Annotated in this window: 20 protein-coding genes and 1 tRNA gene; 7 read left to right on the plus strand and 14 right to left on the minus strand. The window is 41.8% G+C overall.

Features of this window, described 5'->3' with window-relative positions; translation table 11 throughout:
- Positions 1 to 44: 44 nt before the first annotated feature.
- Positions 45 to 121, plus strand: a tRNA-Asp gene (locus AC1EU0_RS10325).
- 91 nt (positions 122 to 212) lie between these two features.
- On the opposite strand, the gene AC1EU0_RS10330 is transcribed toward AC1EU0_RS10325, so the two are convergent.
- Positions 213 to 476: a hypothetical protein gene (locus tag AC1EU0_RS10330; RefSeq protein ID WP_480302322.1), complete on the minus strand. Its 264-nt coding sequence runs from the start codon at positions 474 to 476 to the stop codon at positions 213 to 215.
- 334 nt (positions 477 to 810) lie between these two features.
- Between AC1EU0_RS10330 and AC1EU0_RS10335 the strand changes: the two genes are divergently transcribed.
- Positions 811 to 1,092: an HU family DNA-binding protein gene (locus AC1EU0_RS10335; protein ID WP_480302323.1), complete on the plus strand. Its 282-nt coding sequence runs from the start codon at positions 811 to 813 to the stop codon at positions 1,090 to 1,092.
- Here the strand turns inward: AC1EU0_RS10335 and mutT are convergent.
- From mutT to AC1EU0_RS10375, 8 genes are all read right to left on the minus strand, one after another.
- Positions 1,076 to 1,468: an 8-oxo-dGTP diphosphatase MutT gene (gene mutT / locus AC1EU0_RS10340; RefSeq protein ID WP_480302324.1), complete on the minus strand. Its 393-nt coding sequence runs from the start codon at positions 1,466 to 1,468 to the stop codon at positions 1,076 to 1,078. The genes AC1EU0_RS10335 and mutT overlap by 17 nt on opposite strands.
- The gene (gene yacG / locus AC1EU0_RS10345) at positions 1,465 to 1,680 is read right to left on the minus strand and encodes a DNA gyrase inhibitor YacG (RefSeq protein ID WP_480302325.1); all 216 of its coding nucleotides are present in this window, start codon (positions 1,678 to 1,680) and stop codon (positions 1,465 to 1,467) included. Before yacG ends, mutT begins: the two co-directional genes overlap by 4 nt.
- Before the next feature lie 68 nt (positions 1,681 to 1,748).
- Positions 1,749 to 2,480, minus strand: a complete 732-nt coding sequence (zapD, locus tag AC1EU0_RS10350; protein WP_480302326.1) for a cell division protein ZapD — start codon at positions 2,478 to 2,480, stop codon at positions 1,749 to 1,751.
- 9 nt (positions 2,481 to 2,489) lie between these two features.
- Positions 2,490 to 3,095 (minus strand): dephospho-CoA kinase, encoded by a 606-nt coding sequence (coaE, locus tag AC1EU0_RS10355; protein WP_480302327.1) that lies wholly within the window; start codon positions 3,093 to 3,095, stop codon positions 2,490 to 2,492.
- Positions 3,092 to 4,009 carry a prepilin peptidase gene (locus AC1EU0_RS10360; protein ID WP_480302328.1) on the minus strand — a complete coding sequence of 306 codons (918 nt, stop codon included), beginning with the start codon at positions 4,007 to 4,009 and terminating at the stop codon, positions 3,092 to 3,094. The genes coaE and AC1EU0_RS10360 overlap by 4 nt, the downstream gene beginning before the upstream one ends.
- Before the next feature lie 62 nt (positions 4,010 to 4,071).
- Complete coding sequence (locus AC1EU0_RS10365) at positions 4,072 to 5,337, minus strand: type II secretion system F family protein (RefSeq protein ID WP_480302329.1); 1,266 nt, start codon at positions 5,335 to 5,337, stop codon at positions 4,072 to 4,074.
- A gap of 20 nt (positions 5,338 to 5,357) precedes the next feature.
- Complete coding sequence (pilB, locus tag AC1EU0_RS10370) at positions 5,358 to 7,064, minus strand: type IV-A pilus assembly ATPase PilB (protein ID WP_480302330.1); 1,707 nt, start codon at positions 7,062 to 7,064, stop codon at positions 5,358 to 5,360.
- Positions 7,065 to 7,214: 150 nt separating this feature from the next.
- Positions 7,215 to 7,634: a pilin gene (locus AC1EU0_RS10375; protein ID WP_480302546.1), complete on the minus strand. Its 420-nt coding sequence runs from the start codon at positions 7,632 to 7,634 to the stop codon at positions 7,215 to 7,217.
- Positions 7,635 to 8,252: 618 nt separating this feature from the next.
- Between AC1EU0_RS10375 and AC1EU0_RS10380 the strand changes: the two genes are divergently transcribed.
- The 3 genes from AC1EU0_RS10380 (at position 8,253) to AC1EU0_RS10390 (ending at position 11,602) form a co-directional block, all read left to right on the plus strand.
- On the plus strand, positions 8,253 to 8,903 hold the full coding sequence (locus AC1EU0_RS10380; protein WP_480302331.1) for a hypothetical protein: 651 nt from the start codon (positions 8,253 to 8,255) through the stop codon (positions 8,901 to 8,903).
- A gap of 118 nt (positions 8,904 to 9,021) precedes the next feature.
- Positions 9,022 to 10,311 (plus strand): ankyrin repeat domain-containing protein, encoded by a 1,290-nt coding sequence (locus tag AC1EU0_RS10385; protein WP_480302332.1) that lies wholly within the window; start codon positions 9,022 to 9,024, stop codon positions 10,309 to 10,311.
- A 205-nt stretch (positions 10,312 to 10,516) separates the two neighbouring features.
- A complete protein-coding gene (locus AC1EU0_RS10390) occupies positions 10,517 to 11,602 on the plus strand; it encodes an ankyrin repeat domain-containing protein (protein ID WP_480302333.1) in 1,086 nt (361 codons plus the stop codon).
- 217 nt (positions 11,603 to 11,819) lie between these two features.
- On the opposite strand, the gene nadC is transcribed toward AC1EU0_RS10390, so the two are convergent.
- A complete protein-coding gene (gene nadC, locus AC1EU0_RS10395) occupies positions 11,820 to 12,713 on the minus strand; it encodes a carboxylating nicotinate-nucleotide diphosphorylase (protein WP_480302334.1) in 894 nt (297 codons plus the stop codon).
- 248 nt (positions 12,714 to 12,961) lie between these two features.
- Here nadC and AC1EU0_RS10400 point away from each other — a divergent pair, with 248 nt between their 5' ends.
- Complete coding sequence (locus AC1EU0_RS10400; RefSeq protein ID WP_480302335.1) at positions 12,962 to 14,209, plus strand: hypothetical protein; 1,248 nt, start codon at positions 12,962 to 12,964, stop codon at positions 14,207 to 14,209.
- Here AC1EU0_RS10400 and ampE read toward each other — a convergent pair.
- From ampE to AC1EU0_RS10420, 4 genes are all read right to left on the minus strand, one after another.
- Entirely contained in the window at positions 14,184 to 15,035 is an 852-nt protein-coding gene (ampE, locus tag AC1EU0_RS10405) for a beta-lactamase regulator AmpE (RefSeq protein ID WP_480302336.1), read from the minus strand. The genes AC1EU0_RS10400 and ampE overlap by 26 nt on opposite strands.
- A 33-nt stretch (positions 15,036 to 15,068) precedes the next feature.
- Complete coding sequence (gene ampD, locus AC1EU0_RS10410) at positions 15,069 to 15,614, minus strand: 1,6-anhydro-N-acetylmuramyl-L-alanine amidase AmpD (RefSeq protein ID WP_480302337.1); 546 nt, start codon at positions 15,612 to 15,614, stop codon at positions 15,069 to 15,071.
- A 68-nt stretch (positions 15,615 to 15,682) separates the two neighbouring features.
- Positions 15,683 to 16,834: an opioid growth factor receptor-related protein gene (locus tag AC1EU0_RS10415; protein WP_480302338.1), complete on the minus strand. Its 1,152-nt coding sequence runs from the start codon at positions 16,832 to 16,834 to the stop codon at positions 15,683 to 15,685.
- 83 nt (positions 16,835 to 16,917) lie between these two features.
- Complete coding sequence (locus tag AC1EU0_RS10420) at positions 16,918 to 17,529, minus strand: hypothetical protein (protein ID WP_480302339.1); 612 nt, start codon at positions 17,527 to 17,529, stop codon at positions 16,918 to 16,920.
- 300 nt (positions 17,530 to 17,829) lie between these two features.
- On the opposite strand from AC1EU0_RS10420, the gene pdhR reads away from it, so the two are divergent.
- A complete protein-coding gene (gene pdhR, locus AC1EU0_RS10425) occupies positions 17,830 to 18,582 on the plus strand; it encodes a pyruvate dehydrogenase complex transcriptional repressor PdhR (RefSeq protein ID WP_480302340.1) in 753 nt (250 codons plus the stop codon).
- Positions 18,583 to 18,612 lie beyond the last annotated feature (30 nt).

The raw sequence follows: 18,612 nt of genomic DNA on the forward strand, positions 1-18,612 counted from the left end.
ACCAATTTTGAATACACTGCCAAGGCGGTGATTCATAAAGAGTTGGAGCGGTAGTTCAGTTGGTTAGAATACCGGCCTGTCACGCCGGGGGTCGCGGGTTCGAGTCCCGTCCGCTCCGCCAATACAACGAAGCCTCGTCAGAAATGACGGGGCTTTTTTGTGTTTGTAAGAAAAGCATTAGAGCGACAGTTCAGTCAGTATCATCTCTATGCCTATTCCCATGGTATACAGTAATTAGCATTGCACTTGAGCCCTTGCATATTGAGTGATTTACCGGAATAGATGATTTTCCCACTTTCAAGATTAGTCACAATGATGACTAATGACTTTGTGCCTTCCTCACCATAAAAACCATAAACGCCTTGTGGTGGCAGCGTTGGTGCACCGATCCTTCCTTCAACTTGGCCGCTGATCTTTACCGCTTTATCGAAATTGAATAACGGCATGCAAGATTTGATCAACTTATTTTGTTTCATTACGGTCTCACAGAGCTGTTTACCTGATTTGAAATGTGTGAAATTGTTAGTGCTAATATTAGTGTTAGATGTTGCTGCAGTAGCATAGGAACAAAAGACAGCTGAGCTTACTAAGACTGCCACTCGCAGAAGGGATACGTTATTCATTTGCCTATCTCTCTTATAAATCTAATCCTCTGTATCAAATGTATATTCTTTAGGCAGTGAGTAAATAGTTCGGTAATTTATATGCTATTCATTTTTAGGTTGCTGTAATTTTCTGTTTGGAAAGATAATAACGATTGTGATAACTTCACGCTCTATTTTTATTAAGGCATGACATTAGAGTTGCAGTATGAATAAATCAGAGCTCGTTAAGTTTATGGCTGAACAGTCACAGTCTTCTCAGAAAGTGTCTAAATCTGCGTTGGATGCGATACTGTTTCAATTAACAAAAGCATTATCAGAGGGAGAGAAAGTATATTTACCTCAATTTGGTACTTTTGAACTTCGCTATCATTTACCTAAGCAAGGTCGAAACCCTAAGACTGGAGAAACGATTGAAATTGATGGCTACAATCAGCCGAGCTTGAAGTTCTCGGCGAATGTTAAGCAGCAAGTTAATCTTGTTGATTAAGTTTTTCTATAATCGGTTGGTTAGCATCTGGGAATTGATATTTTACTAAGTTACTTTTGCTAACCCACTTTACTTCTTGTCCCTCTAAGCCTTCCGCTTCTCCTTTATAGTCAGTCACTTGATGGATATCTAGCAATACTTGTTTATCAGGGTAATCAAAGCACAGCTTCATAAACGGCCTAGTTTCATTGGCTTGAATCGCCACTTCTTCTTTGAGTTCTCTGATTAATGCCTGCGAGGTAGACTCGTTTTGTTCTAGCTTGCCGCCCGGAAATTCCCATTTACCGCCTTGATGTAGGTGATCAGGACGCTTAGCAATGAGGATATGACCTAGTGGGTTTATGATCACCCCAACAGCAACATGAATACGCTTCATGAGTTTTCCTTAAAAAAATCAGGCTCGTCGTAGCCAAGTTCATCAAGCTGTTGAAGATCAAACTCTGGCTTTACAGGAATCGCGTGCTTTTCTGTGGCCCAATCACCGAGATCAATTAATTTACAGCGCTCACTGCAAAAGGGCTTAAACTGCTGTTGTGTTGTCCATTCAACCTCGGTTTGACAGGTAGGGCATTGTACCGTTAATGGCATATTACACTCTTTGATTGAGAAATAATGGAGATGGTAACCTAAAACGAATGTGGTGTTACTATTATTTTTTATCGACAAGTTGCCAGTTCAAAATTCACATTACCATCAAAATGCTTTTGCGGTCCAAAATCCATGAAGTGGATAGCAAAGCGATTACGGTTGCCACTGATGGTAGGGTAACTGGTTGGATTGGCGTATAAACGAACTCGAATTAAGGATAGGTTATCACCATTACCTTGATAAAATCCGCTTTCCGCTGTTTGTGGTTGAAACTCTGTAGAATTGCGGGTTAACTCCAATAACAGCTTCACGGCCTTAAGAAGTGGCATGAAGTGAGCAACCCAAACCTGATACTCGCGTTGCCTTTCTGCCCATGGCTTAGCTAACCAAAAATGCAGTTGGGGTAAATCGAAATTACAACTGGCGCCTGGCATACTGAATCGTTGCCTAATGGCAGTGAGAAAGCGATCGGCTTTAAGAGGTTCGCAAGGTCTAAATAGCTGCGAAATATTTTGTCTTTTCTCTGTTATACGGTCAATCAGATCGGTGATATGGTTGTGGTCGGTATCAGGTAGTTGTTGCCATTTTTGGAGTTGGTTAAGATGCTTATCAAGCTCTTTGATGACATCATTGCGGTAATCGCAGCGTTCACACAACTCCCAAAGTGAAAACAACGGGTAAAAGCAGGCATGTTGGTGATCTTTTTTTAAGTTGAACTCAAGTTGCTCAGCTAAGTATTCCAAGCGTAAAAAAGAACGTATTTTTTCATTCAGTGGCTGTTCGTATATGAGTTCCGTCATAAAGTATCGTTAGCTTTTTTCAGATAAAGTTAGGTATTTTCTGTGCAGAGCTATAACTGCTTGCTCTAAGTCTTGTATCTCTCCCTGATTACTAATAATGTCATCGGCTTTCGATAACCTGTCTTTCCGTGACATTTGGCTTTTTATTATATTTTTTACAATTTTGGTACTGCTGCTGTCTCTCGATGCTGTACGCTTAATTTGCTGTTCTTCTGTAATATCAATTACTAAAGTGCGATTTACTAAACTATCCAAACCATTCTCAAATAGCAAGGGGACAACCAATAAAGTATATACACTAGAAGATTTTTTAACCAGATCTAACATGCGCTGACGGATCTTAGGATGTAGGCACTGATTTAACCAATGTCTTTGTTCTGGATGATTAAAAACGATTTCCCGCAAGGCACTGCGATTGAGTTCGCCGTTTTCCAGTAGTATTTCGCTACCAAAGTGTTCAGTAATTTCTCTTAAACCTTTGCTACCTGATGCCACCACTTCTCTGGCAATAATATCGGCATCGACAATATCAATGCCTTGTTCAGCAAATAAATCGGCGACGGTGGACTTGCCACTGCCAATGCCGCCGGTTAATCCAATAATAAACTGACTCATACGAAATTAGCCAAATACCAATCTACAATTTGCTGGCCCCAAATTAAGGCAATCCAACCCGCCAGCGCTATGTAAGGTCCAAAAGGAATTGGGTTGTTCGAATGGAGTTTTTTGGTAAGGATCAGAGCAATGCCGATCACAGCACCCACTGCAGAAGATAGTAAAATAACTAAAGGTAACATTTGCCAGCCAAGCCAAGCTCCAAACACGGCCATGAGCTTAAAGTCACCATATCCCATGCCTTCTTTACCTGTTAGCATCTTAAATAGCCAGTAGACGGACCATAAACTCAAATACCCTGCGGCGGCGCCAATCAATGCACTGTTTAGATCCGTAAAGTGATCGTTAAGGTTCAGCAGCAGCCCCAACCATAACAATGGCAAAGTGATCTGATCAGGCAAAAGCATTTCATCAAGATCGATGCCCGTTAAAGCGACTAACCCAAAGGTTAACAAGGCTGCACTGGCAAATTGCAGAGTTGGTCCAAAGTGCCAAGCCAATACCGCAATTAAACTGGCCGTTAATAACTCAATGATAGGGTAGCGAGCCGAAATTGTATTCGAACATTGGGCGCATTTACCTTTAAGTAGCAACCAGCCCACAATAGGGAGATTATGCCAAGGTTTTATGCCTGCATTGCATTTGGGACAAGCTGATGTAGGAACAACTAAATTATAGGTTTCCGGAAAGCCATCAATCGGCTTATTCAGTGCTTGCTCTCCAACTTGCTTAACAATCTCTGGCTGATATTCGCTTAGATACTGATTACATTCTTGTTGCCATTCACGTTTCATCATTACGGGCAGTCTGTGGATCACCACATTTAAAAAGCTGCCCAGCAATGCGGCGAAAACAAAAGCCAGCCCAATAAATAAGGCTGGCTGCTCGGAGAATATTAATATCAGTTGGTTCATTTTAATCCTAGCTGCTTGCTCCTAGGTCTTAAATCCTAGGTAAAAAATTAACAATAGGGGTTTTAGCTGACCACTTGTCCCATTTGGAAAATGGGGAGGTACATAGCGACAATTAGAGCACCAACAATACCACCGATGACCACCATAAGGATAGGCTCAATCAAACTGGAAAGCCCGTCTACAGCATCATCTACCTGCATTTCGTAAATGTTGGCTAGCTTATTAAGCATATCATCTAGAGCGCCAGATTCTTCACCAATCATCACCATTTGTATCAGCATATCGGGGAACAAATTGGTAGTACGCAGCGCCATGTTCATTTGCATACCTGTCATCACTTCTTGGCGCACTTTTAATAAGGCATTGCGATAAACAGCATTACCTGATGCACCTGCGGCAGACTCTAAGCCTTCAATTAAGGGGACACCAGCCGCGAAAGTGGTAGCCAAAGTGCGAGCAAAACGTGCCATCGCACCCTTATGGAGAATTTCACCAATTAAGGGGATTTTAAGTAAGTATGCATCGACTTGATCGCGAAATTGTTGTGATTTACGGTGAGCATTCACAAAGGATACTCCACCCGCAATAATGCCTATGACAAACACCCACCACCATTCTTGTAGCCAACGAGAAATGCCTAACACCAGTTGGGTAAAGGCGGGCAATTCAGCGCCGAAGCCACGGAAGATTTCCTCAAATTGAGGTACCACAAATAGCAGCAAACCGACGGTGACCGCCATGGCAACAATGATGACTGCGATCGGATAAAACATGGCTTTTTTAATTTTAGATTTTAACGCTTCAGACTTTTCACGGTAAGTTGCAATACGATCAAATACGGTATCAAGTGCACCTGAGTGCTCACCCGCCGCCACCAAGTCGACATATAGATCATCAAAATAACGCCCATGGGGGCGCAGTGCATCAGAAAGAGGTACACCCGACTGGACTTCATTTAAGATGCTGCCGAGTAGGTTTCTCATCTTGGGCTTATCATGGCCTTTCGCCAGCATTTCGATGGTGGTCACTAAAGGAACACCTGCCGATAACATGGTGGCAATCTGGCGAGTGATCATGGCGATATCAATCGCCTTTATCGGTTTATCACCACTAAATAAAGGCTTAGCTTTTTTTCGAACCGACTTGACTACAACCCCTTGATTACGCAGCTGAACTCGAACATCAGCCACACTGGCAGCCTGAAGCTCACCCTGAGTTTTATGGCCCTCACGGTTGTTGCCTTTCCACTCAAAGGTAAATACTTTGGGCTCTTTCGATTTAGTCTTTTTCTTTTTTGACTTTTTGGAAGAAACCGCTGCCAATGCCATGTGTGTTATTCCTAGTGATGTTAAAAGCTGGTAACTCGGTTGATTTCATTAATACTGCTAATGCCTTGAACGACTTTACTAAGGCCAGATTCCCGTAAGGTGTCCATACCCTCTTGCTTGGCGATTTCAAGTAAATCCAGTGAATTGCCGCCTTCCATAATACATTTAGCCAGTTCACCAGACATTTTCATGACCTCATAAATACCCACACGACCTTTAAAACCTGCGGTGCACTTGTCGCAGCCAACGGGTTTATAAACGGTAAATTTACTGTCGATGTCTTGTTCGCTAAAGCCAAGACGCTGTAATTCAGGTATAGGTACATCTTCGGGCGCTTTACAGTGCTCACATAGACGACGAGCGAGACGCTGTGCGATGATTAAGGTGACCGAACTGGCAATGTTATAGCCCGCAACCCCCATATTGGATAAACGAGTTAAGGTTTCAGCGGCTGAGTTGGTATGTAAGGTCGATAACACCAAGTGTCCGGTTTGTGCCGCTTTAATGGCTATTTCGGCCGTTTCTAAGTCACGGATCTCACCGACCATAACGATATCAGGATCTTGTCGTAAGAATGAACGCAGCGCCGAAGCGAAGGTTAAGCCCGCTTTAGTATTAATATGGACTTGGTTGACGCCCTCTAAGTTAATTTCTACTGGATCTTCAGCGGTGGAAATATTGCGCTCTTCGGTATTAAGAATGTTTAAGCCAGTATATAAAGAAACGGTTTTACCAGAGCCGGTTGGCCCTGTAACCAAAATCATACCTTGCGGCTGAGCAAGCGCATCGGTATACATTTTTTGTTGAGTTGGCTCATAGCCGAGTTTTTCAATACCCAGTTTTGCGGATTCTGAGTCCAAAATACGCATTACGATTTTTTCGCCCCAAATGGTGGGCAGGGTACTGACACGAAAGTCAGTAGATTTCTTACGGCTGACTCTTAGCTTGATACGACCATCTTGCGGCACACGGCGTTCAGCAATGTCCAGCTTTGACATCACTTTTAAACGGGCGGCAATACGGCTGGCCAGTGAAATTGGCGGCTCAGAGATTTGTTGGAGTACACCATCAACACGAAAGCGGATCCGATAACGTTTTTCGTAAGGCTCAAAGTGTAAATCCGATGCGCCTTTTTTAATGGCATCGGTCAAAATCTTGTTGATGTAAATAACAATCGGCGCATCGTCTTTGCCGTCGTTATCGTTGTCATCTTTACGATCTGTTTCCGCGACTTCAACGCCTGCTAGCGCCTGTTCGTCCATGTCGGATAAATCAAGGCTGGATAAATCATCTTCTAGCACTTTATCAAGGGCGTGGGTGAGCTTGTCGTCTTCAACTAACACCGCTTCGGTGTGTTTGCCTAAATTAAACTGGAAGTCTTCTAGGGCGCGAAAATAAGTTGGGTCGGATGTGGCCACATACAAACGGTTATTTTTTTCAAATAGTGGCAAGCAACGGTGACGCTCAATCAACTTTAAATTGAGAAATTGCTCAGGAATAGTCGTTATGTCAAATTCAGCCAAATCCATTTTAGGCGTATGGTATTCCTGATGCCCCAACTCAAAGATCTCTTTGGCGGTTAATATACCGTCATGAATTAAGGCTTGAATAAAGGTGAGCTGGTGTTTTTTGGCGGATTTAACGAGGTTATCAAGCTGCTGATCATCAATCAGTCGCTGACGCAGCAGTAAAGTAGAAAAAGCAATATGAAGACCGGATTGTGGCATAGGTAACGCGGCCCTTTAAATGAATGTATTTGTTATTATTATGAAGCAAACTGGCATTAAGTAAATCAGTCCTTTGATTGGTTTATTTTGGTTTTAGATAAAGTTAAGAAGGCAGCAGAGCTGCCTTGTCAAAATTAAATATTATGATGATTAAGTACAGTTACCTGGAAGGAACTTATCGTCTAGGTCTGAAGAACAAGACCATACACCTGCAGAAGTCCTACCAAGAGTGATTTTTTTACCATTTACAGAAGCATTACCGCCCTTAATCGTACACTCTAAGCCTCCATTTGAAGCAACTAGTGCTAAGCCACAATAAGTTCCACCAGTTGCTGTTTGACCAACATAGCCTTTTGCTGTAGCTGTTAAAGAAGGAGAAACCCCCTTATTCATAGATACTTCATATTGGGATTTAAGAGATGACACTTCACCATAAGCTGAACCAGCTTGGGATTGTGCTGTGTAATCTTGATAAGCAGGCAACGCTACTGCTGCCAACACACCAATAATCGCTACCACGATCATTAATTCAATTAGGGTAAAACCCTTAGTACCTTTCATGGACTTCATACCTTTCATGGTTACTCTCCGTTTTGTCAAATTCGTTAGGTCTAAGGGCTCTGCTCTTAAAACCTGTTGCATATTAGAGTTTAGAGCCTTAGCTCGTTGTAAAACATTAATTTTAACATTGTTGGTAACACTGCTGATTAATGTTATTGCCGCACGCGTTCCAAATTGCGTTGTTCTTCCTTATTTTTAGCCATGGCTTAGCGGCTGTTGGTCAGTATATCAGAAACCTAAGTGTTTCAGTAATGTTACACGTACCCAAAATTTCGTTTTTCGCTGACTCAGTAAAAAGTATTATAAATTCTTTGAAATTGGAATATTAATTTAGCTAAATTGTGTGAATTATGTATTTCTTTGAAGTTTATTTGATCAAAAAGTGATGTGTTTCGATGAATTGGCTTGGTTTAATAAAGATGAAGTAACAAAATATTGACTGTTTAATGTACATGTCGCGATTTTGACACTGTTTTTAGGTTTATAGTTTGAGTGTGTTCTTAATAGAGTGAGGGAAAGATAACGACACAGCCAATGTGAACGCACATTCAATAAATAAAACTTAATCTTTTTTGTGGTAATGAAACGGTATGATTAACCTACCTTTTTTGGTCGTGAGTGTTAACCATGAGCTTCGATTTAAGTGGACTGAGCGCCAGCCTTCCTGCACCGACAGGGAGAAATATCCCCTTTCCTGAGTTGCTTGATGCGGCACAGCAGCTTCCTCAGCTTGAACTTTCTTTGCTTGATGGTGTTTTTCATGTAGGCAGTACAGAAAGCTCTCCATCTGAGACGTATCAAGTATTACACGTCATAGGTAGACAGCCAATGTCGCGCTTTAATTTAGAGGCTTTTCACCGCCATGACAACGCTACAAGGGAAAACAGAGAGAATCGGAGAAGTCATGATCGAACCTCGTCTGATCTCGATAAAGAAATGCTTGAATTTCTATGGGAGGAGCAAGATTTAACGGAAATGGAAGCGTTTTTTCAGCAAACCACAGCATCATTGGTTCGGTGCGTGAAACACATTGAACACGAAAATGGAAAGAGCCATGCAAAAAGCATTCGGGCACGTAAGATTTATAGCGCTTTTATTAAAGTGGAGGTGCATGTCGATTATGAGCAATATGATGACAGTTTCAGGCAAAGCTTCATTGCACTTATGAATTGTGCCAATAATGAAAGAATAAGGGCCTTGGTTGAAATCATTAATGGTCAATTATTGAATGGAATAAAAGCAGAAGAGCGGATGGATTATACAGAATTTGAGGTATGAGTTTAGATAAAGTGTTTGGTTGTGCAGGTTTGTAAACTATATTTCATTGATTGATCGGGGTTGGTTTCATCTTGTGGCGTTACACTTGCTTTACAGTATGTCGTATGTCGGAGGAGTTATGGCAAAACCTCAAGTCCAAATTGGTGACCATGTAAAAGCCATTTATCAAGAACTGACCCAGCAGGTGATGGAGTCTCGTCTGACCCCTTATCCTGGCCTTCATAGCTCAGACTTTACGGTTGTTTTAAACAACAAGAGGTTTGTCGTTCGACGAGAAGAACGTTATTATGGACCTCGTAATGAGGCTGGTAGAGCAACGATGTCTCATACAGGGTATCTCGCAAAACTCGACACCGATTATTTTTCGCCTATCAATCCTTATGACGACCCTGCGTGCCATCAAATTGAAAGTTTTTTTACAGAACTTAAGCGATACAGTGTTAGTGTCAGAGGCTGTGCTTATCAGGGAATGCAAGAGTATTTGTTTACAATGTTACCCGCTGATTTTGAAGTGCCAGGTTTGGATTCACCTTTTGAACAAGTCATGAGGCGAGACCCAGATCAAGCCATCGTTATGGTAACTACCATGTTTACTGGCAATTTTACCCCAACATCACGCCATATGTATTTAGCTGTGACACATCGTCAGCTAAAGGTGATCGACAAGTTACTTTCTGCGGGGCTAGACATTAATGAACAATTCAACGGCCGGTCTCCAATTTTGCATGCGATAGAAAATTCTGAAGATTGTTATCATACCAATGTTACGCGCGAGCAAGTGGCACTGCATTTAATTGCTAAAGGTGCTAACACTAAGATTTTTATGCGGGAGGATAAAAGTATTCTTTTGCACCAAGCGGTAAAATGCAATATGCCGAATTTAACAGAAAAGTTGCTTCAGCTACACCCAAAAAATGCCGATAGACCCACACAAAATGGAGATACGCCATTACATCTTGTATTAACCACTAATAACCCCAGTTTGAATATTGTTAATCAGCTACTTGCTCTAGACGTGGATGTTAATGAGTCTGACAGCAAAGGTCGATTACCTTTGAGTATGGCAGTCCATAAAGGCAGAAATGATATTGTGTTAGCCTTATTAAAGGCTGGTGCAAAAGTAGGGTTTGAGGATAAATTGGCACCAAAGAGATCTGGAATGCACCCTAAGTTATCACAAGTACTACTAGAGACCTTCCCTAAAGCTTCGTATCCAGATATTCATGAACTGTCGTTTGAAGAACAGAAACACTGCCTTATCAAGGAGTTTGAGGACGCGGAAATCGTAGAATTAGACTCTGCCCCAAGTGAAGAGGAAGCATTAAGAGGAACATGGGCTGCGACAAATCCAGTCATGAAGCGCGCACTTCAACATCAAAAAGAAATAAAGCTTGTTAAGTTAACCTAGCTATAAGGGACAATACGCTGTTGTCCCTTATTTTCTATTGTTTATTTTACGACTATCGACATACAAAACAGTCGTTATTTCATTTGCAGCTTATGCAGGAATGACACTAGTTTAAATGAAGCAAGTTTCATTTTTAGACTGAGTGTGGCTTAACCTTCTACCTATACACTATTAAACAAGATCCCGTGTTTTTTACGGAGAGTGTATGGCAACCCCTAAAGTTGAAGTCGGTGCCCATGTTCAAGTTATTTATCAACAGTTAGTTGATCAAGTCGTGCAATCACGCTTAAAAACAGTTCATAGAGCACACACAAATGGTGTTTTTAGCGTTGTTTTAGGCAGCAATACGTATGAGGTCTATAGTGAGCATCGTGTTTGTCCAGTTTGTAACAAAGCCTGTACTCAATCTCATCAGGAGTTCGTTGCAAAGCTTAGTGTTGGCCCTCTTTCAACTTCAGATCCATATTCAGGTTCTGAGCGGTTTCATATTCAAGCCTTTTTTTCGGAACTTAAGCACTATAGCGAAAGTGTCCACGATGCCAATTACGATGCGATAAAAGATTATTTGTGTAAAGGAGTCCCCGCTGATTTTAAGGTGCCAGGTATACCTTCGCCTTTTGAAAATGCATTGAAACCGAAGCAGCCAGAGAACGCGGCCACGATAGTCGCCACTATGATGTCGGAAGGCTTTACCCCTACGACGTATCATTTAGTTTGGGCTGTGATAGAAGGAAAAATAGCGGTGATTGATCAACTGCTTGCTAGCGGTTTGGATATTAATGGGTCTCATAATGGTCACACTCCATTAATGTGTGCGTTCATGAAGAACAAGTCGAACGTTAACTCTGTTTCTCAAGAAAAGGTTGCACTGCATTTAATTGATAAGGGTGCCAATACTAATACCTTGATAGTTGGACAGAATCTTTGGCACTTCGCGGCAGCGCATAATATGCCGAAGTTGATGAAAGAGCTACTTAAACGGGATCCAACTTGTGCTAATAAGCCGATGGGGAACGGGAATACTCCGTTACATTTGGCATTGAGCAATAAAACAGACAGTTTGGATATTGAAAATCAGCTACTTGCGCTAAATGTCGATGTTAATATACCTAACAGCATGGGCCTGTTTCCTTTGAGTCTAGCCGTTAAATATGGTAAAGAGCGGATAGTGTCAGCCTTATTGAAAGCTGGTGCAAAAATAGAGTTGGTGGGTGGGCTTACGCCATTGGAGAATAAGCTCCTTGCGGAGCTGGTTATGGGAGACGTTGAAAGTGATTCTGTGCAAGCATGAAAGCTGTGTTATCTCAATGAGAGCTGAGCAAGGTGAAAACTTACCTAGCAAACAGGAGTCTTTAAAATAAAATTTTGGTAATCCTACTTCAGTACCAAAGCAGGCATCAAAGGCTTCTACAAAATTAAAGCCAAAGGTAACAACGGGTGCTAGCTTTGCTCTTTATACTCGTAATACCTGAAAGTTGCATCTTTAAGTATCACGAGTTTTAAGATCGTTATTTCAATCTTAACGACAAATCTAATGCTTTAACGTGTTTGGTTAAGGCGCCAACCGAAATAAAATCAACACCCGTTTCAGCAAATTTACCAATAGTATCTAGGGTAACGTCTCCTGAAACTTCCAACTTAGCACCGCCACCTTGAGCTTGATAGTCTTTATTGATTTGCACGGCATCGAGCATCATGGTGACATCAAAGTTATCCAGCATGATGATATCGGCATTGGCCTCAAGCGCTTGTTTGAGTTCATCAAGTGATTCGACTTCCACTTCTACCGTTTTGTTTTGATGATTACCACGGGCAGTTTCAACCGCCTGAGCAATACCACCACAGGCTAAAATGTGGTTCTCTTTGATAAGAAAGGCATCAAATAAGCCGATACGATGATTGTGACCACCGCCGCAAGTGACCGCATATTTTTGAGCTAGGCGCATACCCGGTAATGTTTTACGAGTATCCAATAGTTTTGTGTTCGTTCCTGCCAGTTTATCGACATATAATTTTGTGAGAGTGGCAACGCCCGATAGCGTTTGAATAAAATTCATGGCGGTGCGTTCACCGGTTAAGATCACGTGAGCCGGACCTTCAAATTCACACAGCACTTGGTTGGCGACGATAAGATCGCCATCATCGACATGCCAATGTAGTACGACTTCGCCACCCAATTGATTGAATACTTGCTCTGCCCATGCTTTACCACAAAATATCCCATCTTCACGGGTGATCAAATGACCCTGAGCTTGCTTATCTGTGGGGATAAGAGATGCGGTAATATCGGCTTCAAGTAACTGTTGCGCCCGCAAACTTGCCGTATTATTTGCGGCTGGCGTCAAGCCAAGATCTTCGTTTAAAGCTGTGGTTACAGAGAGTCGAATGTCATTTTCGAGCATGAGTGGAAATCCTTGCAAAACCAAAGTAAAACAGCACAATCCTGTTGGAGTGTCGCTAATGGCGCAAGGGTATCATATTGATCACTGCGCATGAAGATTTGAAGTGTGATTGAGGTTTTACTGCGAGTTTATAAACAAAATTTCACGACATTAAGACGATAAATCTCCGATAATTAGAAGCAAGTTCTCTAAAATCAATATCTTATCGCAACATGAGCCTATCTGTCGAAACGAAAGACATAACAAAGATGGCAGACTCTGTCTCCGCTGAATTAGATTTACACATACCTGATGAAGATTATCAGTCCATTGTCGCGGTTGAGGCCTATTTATATTCAAACTCAAGCCCTGAAAAACACGCCGCCATAAAAGGATTCTTCCGCCAGCTCATTGATTGTCACTCAACCACGAATCATAACTTTTTGATCCACTTCATTAATAGTTATTTGTATCCTCATGCTCAGAGTAAATTAATGATGCTGCCTGAGCAGAGCGGCTCTAAAGTATGGTTGTGTCGTATTACACACACTTCCAGCTTTGATTGTCATTTAAATACACAAGCATTGGTTACGCTAGCTCATCCTTTGAACCCTATACCCAAAATTGAACTGGATAGTTCAAAATGTCGCTCTCAAGCATCTGTGCTCTCTAATCGAAAGCGTCACTGTGACAATCCAAGTCTATTGCCGCCTAAAGTTGTTAAACAAGAGATTTCAGAGCAAAAGAGCCAACCAGAGCAAGAACAACACCCACATGTGCAACAAACAAAGGCTTCGGTGTTCAGTGAAGAAGTACTAGAACGAGTTAGGAGCACTGCACATCAGCAATATAAAGCAGATATGGTGGCTGTTGGAAAGCATCAACAAAAAAAACGGTATATTGATGCATGTACTCAAGTATTGTTTGAGCTCGTCACGGGTAAAATCGCTGACGGTATTACCACATGGTATGAAGACTGTGGTTGGTTACCAGATTATTGTATCGCGAGTGATGGCTTAAAAATAGGAATGTTCAGTGATTTTAAAATCTCGATTGAGTTAGAGATGACGGATTTAACGCAGGCTAAAAAGCAGCATGGCGATGAAGTTAAAAGAAAAGTTGGGCGGTTGAAACAATATCTTTCAGTGGTAAATACTATTATTGATTTTTTTCCTCAATTACCTAAAGAAATCGAGAGTGAAAAGAGTGTTGAAAATCGTCCACCAAAGAGCGCAGCGCAAATTAATGAAGAAAAACAGGCGTTTGTTAAAAGAGAATTAACTGCAGCGCAAGTTATAGTGAGTTTGGCTGAAATGAAAATCATCACAATATTAAAGTCGACGACTGAACTGCAAAGAAAAGAACAAGCTTCACGCTGGTTAACGGTAGAACAAGAGTGGGAAAATTCAGCAGAAGAGATAGTAAGCTTTAAAGCAACCCTTAATTCTGAAGCTAGTTCAGCTGAATTTCACATTCGGTTTTTGAATACGATCAACTCACCCAACCAAAAATCGTAAGTAACGACAATAAGGCCACTAACAAAATAAATGTGCGTTTGGTTAACGTAAGTAAAGCTAAGGTTGACTGTATACACACTGGTGAATCTGATTTTTCTGGTAACATTTCAGCCGCAAGCGCGGTTTCAGTAATAATATCTCTGGCACAAGAGGTTGGGTTGCTGGCGCGAGATATCCATGTGCTTAACGCCAAAGAAAAGTGTCCACTAAGAAGGTAACCAAACGCAAAAATGCGGCTGGGTATCCAATCTACAATGAAAAATAGGTTAGATAAGATGGGGAGCGTTCTTTGCTCTTTTCTTGCTTTATCCGCATAAAAGCGAATGGTGCTGTAAAATACAATACCAACAGGTCCAAGTAACACAAGGTAAATTGCAATCGCGCCATAGTGACGGTAATTGAGCCATGCGACACTTTGCCCGACTTTTTTTCCTAATTCTTTTTCCCCACTGGCATCCAACTTTTGGTGACAATCAAGTTGATCGGCAAAACGAAAACACCCTTGCACGTCACCATTACTTGCGGATTGCATAAATTGTTTGAAAATGTCACGAAGCTCTGTATGACTAAAACAAATGGATGCCGCTATCACCCAGAGCAATAAACTGATGCCGCCCCATAACACACCTTGTGCTAACCAAAGCAGTACCGCCATAACAATGGTAGGAAGGGTCAAACCCAAGAGTAAAAATAACGGAGAGGTCAGTGAATTATCACCAATGAACAGTCGATGAAATCGTTCGAGTATTGCATCAATTTGAAACGACGTTGACACCCATTTCATACGTTCTACAAATATTGCTATCAATAGTGAAAATAATGCCATTTCTGTTCATCCAAACTGAGCTTATCCTTTCCGTTAGGATAAATGAGATAAATAATAATTCCAATTAAAATAGGGGCCTGGATCGGTTTTTCTGTTCGGGGCAATGTCACTATGACCTGTTATGCGCTCTGAAGTTATTTGGGGGTACGCTTGCATGATGTCCTGAGTTAATGAAATCAAGCATTGGTATTGTTGTTCAGAGAAAGGCTGGTGGTCACTGCCCTCAAGCTCTATGCCGATGGCAAAGTCATTACAGTTCTCGCGCCCTTTAAACTCAGATACACCTGCATGCCATGCTCTGTCATCACAGCATACATATTGGTGTAATGTACCATCACGAAAAATAACGAAGTGAGCCGATACTCTCAGGCCTTGTAGTTGTGAAAAGCTTTTATGGGCTTGGCAATCTAAGCAGCCCATAAATAAGTCATCAACATAGGATGTACCAAACTGCTCGGCAGGTAAGCTGATATTGTGTATTACTAATAAGCTGACTTCATTATTAGGTCGTTTATTAAAGTGAGAAGAATGTCGATGTGTAGCGCTTTGGTGCCAGCCATCGCGAAAAGTACGTGCCATTGAGATCTTGCTTGTCGATTTTTAAACACTATAGCAAAGTCTATGTCGAAATATACGAGTATATTTAACTAAGGGTTTTGTAACGGTTTAAACACAAAATCACTCACCTCGAGTTTTTTCGGTCCTAAATTTGGTTTTTTTGCCGCTTCAGCCCAGAATTCTTTGGTTGTAGCAAAGTGGGTATTTTCACTTTGTGGGGTGGTGTAGTGTTGTAAAAAGCTGTTAAAGTCTGTGGCTAAGGTTTCAAATCCTGATTGTTTTAGAAAAGTGATAACACGTGTGATCCTTAGGAAATTGTGATCGAAACCATGAGAGTTATTGACTCGTTTGTCGAAGTTAGCGATTTGTCGCGCATCAGTAAGATCTTCTTCAAACCCTCCATCTGTCAGTTTGATCCCCCAATGGTTTAGCATGGCATTGAACTGCTTGAATATTTCACGTTGCAGTCGTTTGTCATGTTGGATGTCCAATACCATTTCTTGGGTTAACAATGGTGCTTTAGGGTTGTGGCGGCTGCATTCTGTAGAGGGGAATACCAATTGAATAAAATTGTGCTGGTTTTCTCTTTCATCTCCCGTAAATGCGTCAATTTGCGGTAATGTCCAGTTGGATTGGGGAAGAGGAACATCATTGAGCATCCATTTTCTCCAACGTACTGTCATCTTATGACTTTGGGTGTGACTTCGAGTAATGTCATCTTCTAACCAAGGCCAAGAGATGTCAGGTGTTCTCGTTTTGTCACTGCTTTCTTGCTGTATCTGGTCAGTATTGCCGTCATTGCTATAGGCTGATAAATTGAGTGTTTGAGTTACCTCCCATTCTTTCGGTAATACAAGTACATTCTCTTCTGGTGGACGAGCATAGGTGCCACTGTGTTTTACGATTAATTTAATGCCTGTTTTGATGTGACCATTGTGTAACGTCGGAGCGTATGCGAGTTCGTTTTGCCTGGCGAGGAGGTCATTTAATTTGGCTAAGTGGGGAGCCATTTCTCTGCCACTGTCGGCATGAGTTAAATGAAAAAACGCTTCTACAGCATCTGCTTTATTAGAGGTTTGAGTAAAATTATACACTCGTGAGAAAACATTAGTGTAACTAGAAAGTTCTTCTAAGCTTGCCGCGACTTTTATCGTGTTAACTTCTGCTCCTGTGAGGAATTCATTTGTATATGCCGTTTTTAGTTGTAAGCTTGGTGATACCCCTGTATTAGGTGAAGCCATAACGTTAACCTCTTGAAATAGGTCAATAACTATTTTGGAGTGTTACTTTCCCCAAAAGTGAAAAGCCAACAGTATTTATTTGCTCAGCTGGGCAACTGGTTGTGAAGTACAATGTCACAAAACAGCTTTATGGAATCAGGAAACTCAATGATTACTTGTTTTACTTGCTGATGCTCTGATTCGGTTTCTTGCATAATTTCTTGGATCCCGGAAAATAAATCTGCTGTCCAAGGGTCGTCAGCGAGAAGATCCTCTCCGTCATCCTTTTGCTGATTCCTGACGGCTAATAGCTTACTAAATAGAGCTTCGAAACCAGTCATTGATTCTTGTTTAGTACCCTCTATTTGATTGCTGCCTTCAATGGCCACTTCTGTCAAAGGATTTAGTTTAGCTTCTTGGATTTTGGCAAATTCAGTCAATTTATCGTGATGCTCTTCAGGAACACATTGCATAATCGCTGAGGCGATTCGGGTAAAGTTCTCACCTTTGGGGGGCTCTGGTGTGTCTAGTAAAGCAAGCTGTGTTAACAGTTTATCTATATTTGCAGCAGGTACAGTGCTTACAAACGTGACAGCCGTTCGCTGTAACGTTTGAGAAAGCGCTTTATATTCTTGGGTTAAGAGCATTTGGTCGAGGAGGTTCTCGTTTCCTTGTAGTTGCGGGGGTAATTCTGAAGAAGCTGAAATGGCGGCCATGATGAGAATCCTGTGAAAGCTTAACGATTTACCTAGATTGTATCGATTCGTGACTTGAACAAAAGTGAATTATTTTTCATGCGATGTAATTGGTCAGACCGCTCTGATGAATCCCCTCTAATTCACACGATAAAAGGATTTGAGTCATGGATCACACCCCACGTTTTTTCCATTGTGTAGACTTTAACATTTCCATTTGCTAAAGTGCTGCAACTCAAAAAAATTGGTAAGACCAATTTACATATTAACCGCTATGCTTATATGTACTGGTTCTAAGTTCATATAAATAGGAAGGATAACGTGGCATACAGCAAGGTCAGCCAGCCGAAAATTTCTGATGTCATCATGGGTCAACTGGAACAAATGATCCTTGAAGGCAGTTTACAGCCGGGGCAAAAGCTACCGCCTGAGCGTGAGCTCGCGGCGCAGTTTGACGTGTCTCGTCCGTCACTGCGTGAAGCGATTCAGAAATTAGAAGCCAAAGGCTTACTGAGTCGTCGTCAAGGTGGAGGCACCTTTGTTAAAGCTCAGCTTTGGCAGAGTATGGCTGATCCTATTGTTGAGCTGATGCAAAGCGATCCAGAAAGTCAGTATGATTTATTGGAGTTTCGTCATGCCACTGAAGGCATGATGGCCTATTTTGCTGCCCTTCGCGGTACCGATGCTGATTTGCAGTCCATTAAGCGCTGCATTGTCGAAGTAGAACAAGCGACAGAGATTGAGCAAAAGGCTACAGCGATTGTGAATTTCTATCGGTCCATTGCCGAAGCTTCCCACAATGTCGCTATGTTGCATTTGGTACTAAGCTTAGAACCTGTTTTACATAAAAACGTAGCTGAAAATTTAGTGTTACTGCATCGTCGTCCAGAAGCCGCCCAAATGGCTAATGACCATCGCCGTGGTCTGCTGGCAGCGATTGTAGCTAGAAACCCCCATGAGGCACGCGAAGCTTCCAATAAGCACCTTAGCTATATTGAAGAAATCATGTTGTCGACACGGGAAGAAAACAGCAGGTTGCAACGCAGTCTGCGCCGTTTAAAGAGCAATGACTAAGCGCGGGCTTTGTCGTCGTATATAAATAGA

It is taken from the genome of Parashewanella sp. 2210YD4-3 (assembly GCF_056591735.1).

Excerpts from the sequence above, each read along its gene's own strand:
- AC1EU0_RS10330 (WP_480302322.1), bottom strand. The coding sequence starts at position 476 with ATGAAACAAAATAAGTTGATCAAATCTTGCATGCCGTTATTCAATTTC.
- AC1EU0_RS10335 (WP_480302323.1), top strand. The coding sequence starts at position 811 with ATGAATAAATCAGAGCTCGTTAAGTTTATGGCTGAACAGTCACAGTCT.
- mutT (WP_480302324.1), bottom strand. The coding sequence starts at position 1,468 with ATGAAGCGTATTCATGTTGCTGTTGGGGTGATCATAAACCCACTAGGT.
- yacG (WP_480302325.1), bottom strand. The coding sequence starts at position 1,680 with ATGCCATTAACGGTACAATGCCCTACCTGTCAAACCGAGGTTGAATGG.
- zapD (WP_480302326.1), bottom strand. The coding sequence starts at position 2,480 with ATGACGGAACTCATATACGAACAGCCACTGAATGAAAAAATACGTTCT.
- coaE (WP_480302327.1), bottom strand. The coding sequence starts at position 3,095 with ATGAGTCAGTTTATTATTGGATTAACCGGCGGCATTGGCAGTGGCAAG.
- AC1EU0_RS10360 (WP_480302328.1), bottom strand. The coding sequence starts at position 4,009 with ATGAACCAACTGATATTAATATTCTCCGAGCAGCCAGCCTTATTTATT.
- AC1EU0_RS10365 (WP_480302329.1), bottom strand. The coding sequence starts at position 5,337 with ATGGCATTGGCAGCGGTTTCTTCCAAAAAGTCAAAAAAGAAAAAGACT.
- pilB (WP_480302330.1), bottom strand. The coding sequence starts at position 7,064 with ATGCCACAATCCGGTCTTCATATTGCTTTTTCTACTTTACTGCTGCGT.
- AC1EU0_RS10375 (WP_480302546.1), bottom strand. The coding sequence starts at position 7,634 with ATGAAGTCCATGAAAGGTACTAAGGGTTTTACCCTAATTGAATTAATG.
- AC1EU0_RS10380 (WP_480302331.1), top strand. The coding sequence starts at position 8,253 with ATGAGCTTCGATTTAAGTGGACTGAGCGCCAGCCTTCCTGCACCGACA.
- AC1EU0_RS10385 (WP_480302332.1), top strand. The coding sequence starts at position 9,022 with ATGGCAAAACCTCAAGTCCAAATTGGTGACCATGTAAAAGCCATTTAT.
- AC1EU0_RS10390 (WP_480302333.1), top strand. The coding sequence starts at position 10,517 with ATGGCAACCCCTAAAGTTGAAGTCGGTGCCCATGTTCAAGTTATTTAT.
- nadC (WP_480302334.1), bottom strand. The coding sequence starts at position 12,713 with ATGCTCGAAAATGACATTCGACTCTCTGTAACCACAGCTTTAAACGAA.
- AC1EU0_RS10400 (WP_480302335.1), top strand. The coding sequence starts at position 12,962 with ATGGCAGACTCTGTCTCCGCTGAATTAGATTTACACATACCTGATGAA.
- ampE (WP_480302336.1), bottom strand. The coding sequence starts at position 15,035 with ATGGCATTATTTTCACTATTGATAGCAATATTTGTAGAACGTATGAAA.
- ampD (WP_480302337.1), bottom strand. The coding sequence starts at position 15,614 with ATGGCACGTACTTTTCGCGATGGCTGGCACCAAAGCGCTACACATCGA.
- AC1EU0_RS10415 (WP_480302338.1), bottom strand. The coding sequence starts at position 16,834 with ATGGCTTCACCTAATACAGGGGTATCACCAAGCTTACAACTAAAAACG.
- AC1EU0_RS10420 (WP_480302339.1), bottom strand. The coding sequence starts at position 17,529 with ATGGCCGCCATTTCAGCTTCTTCAGAATTACCCCCGCAACTACAAGGA.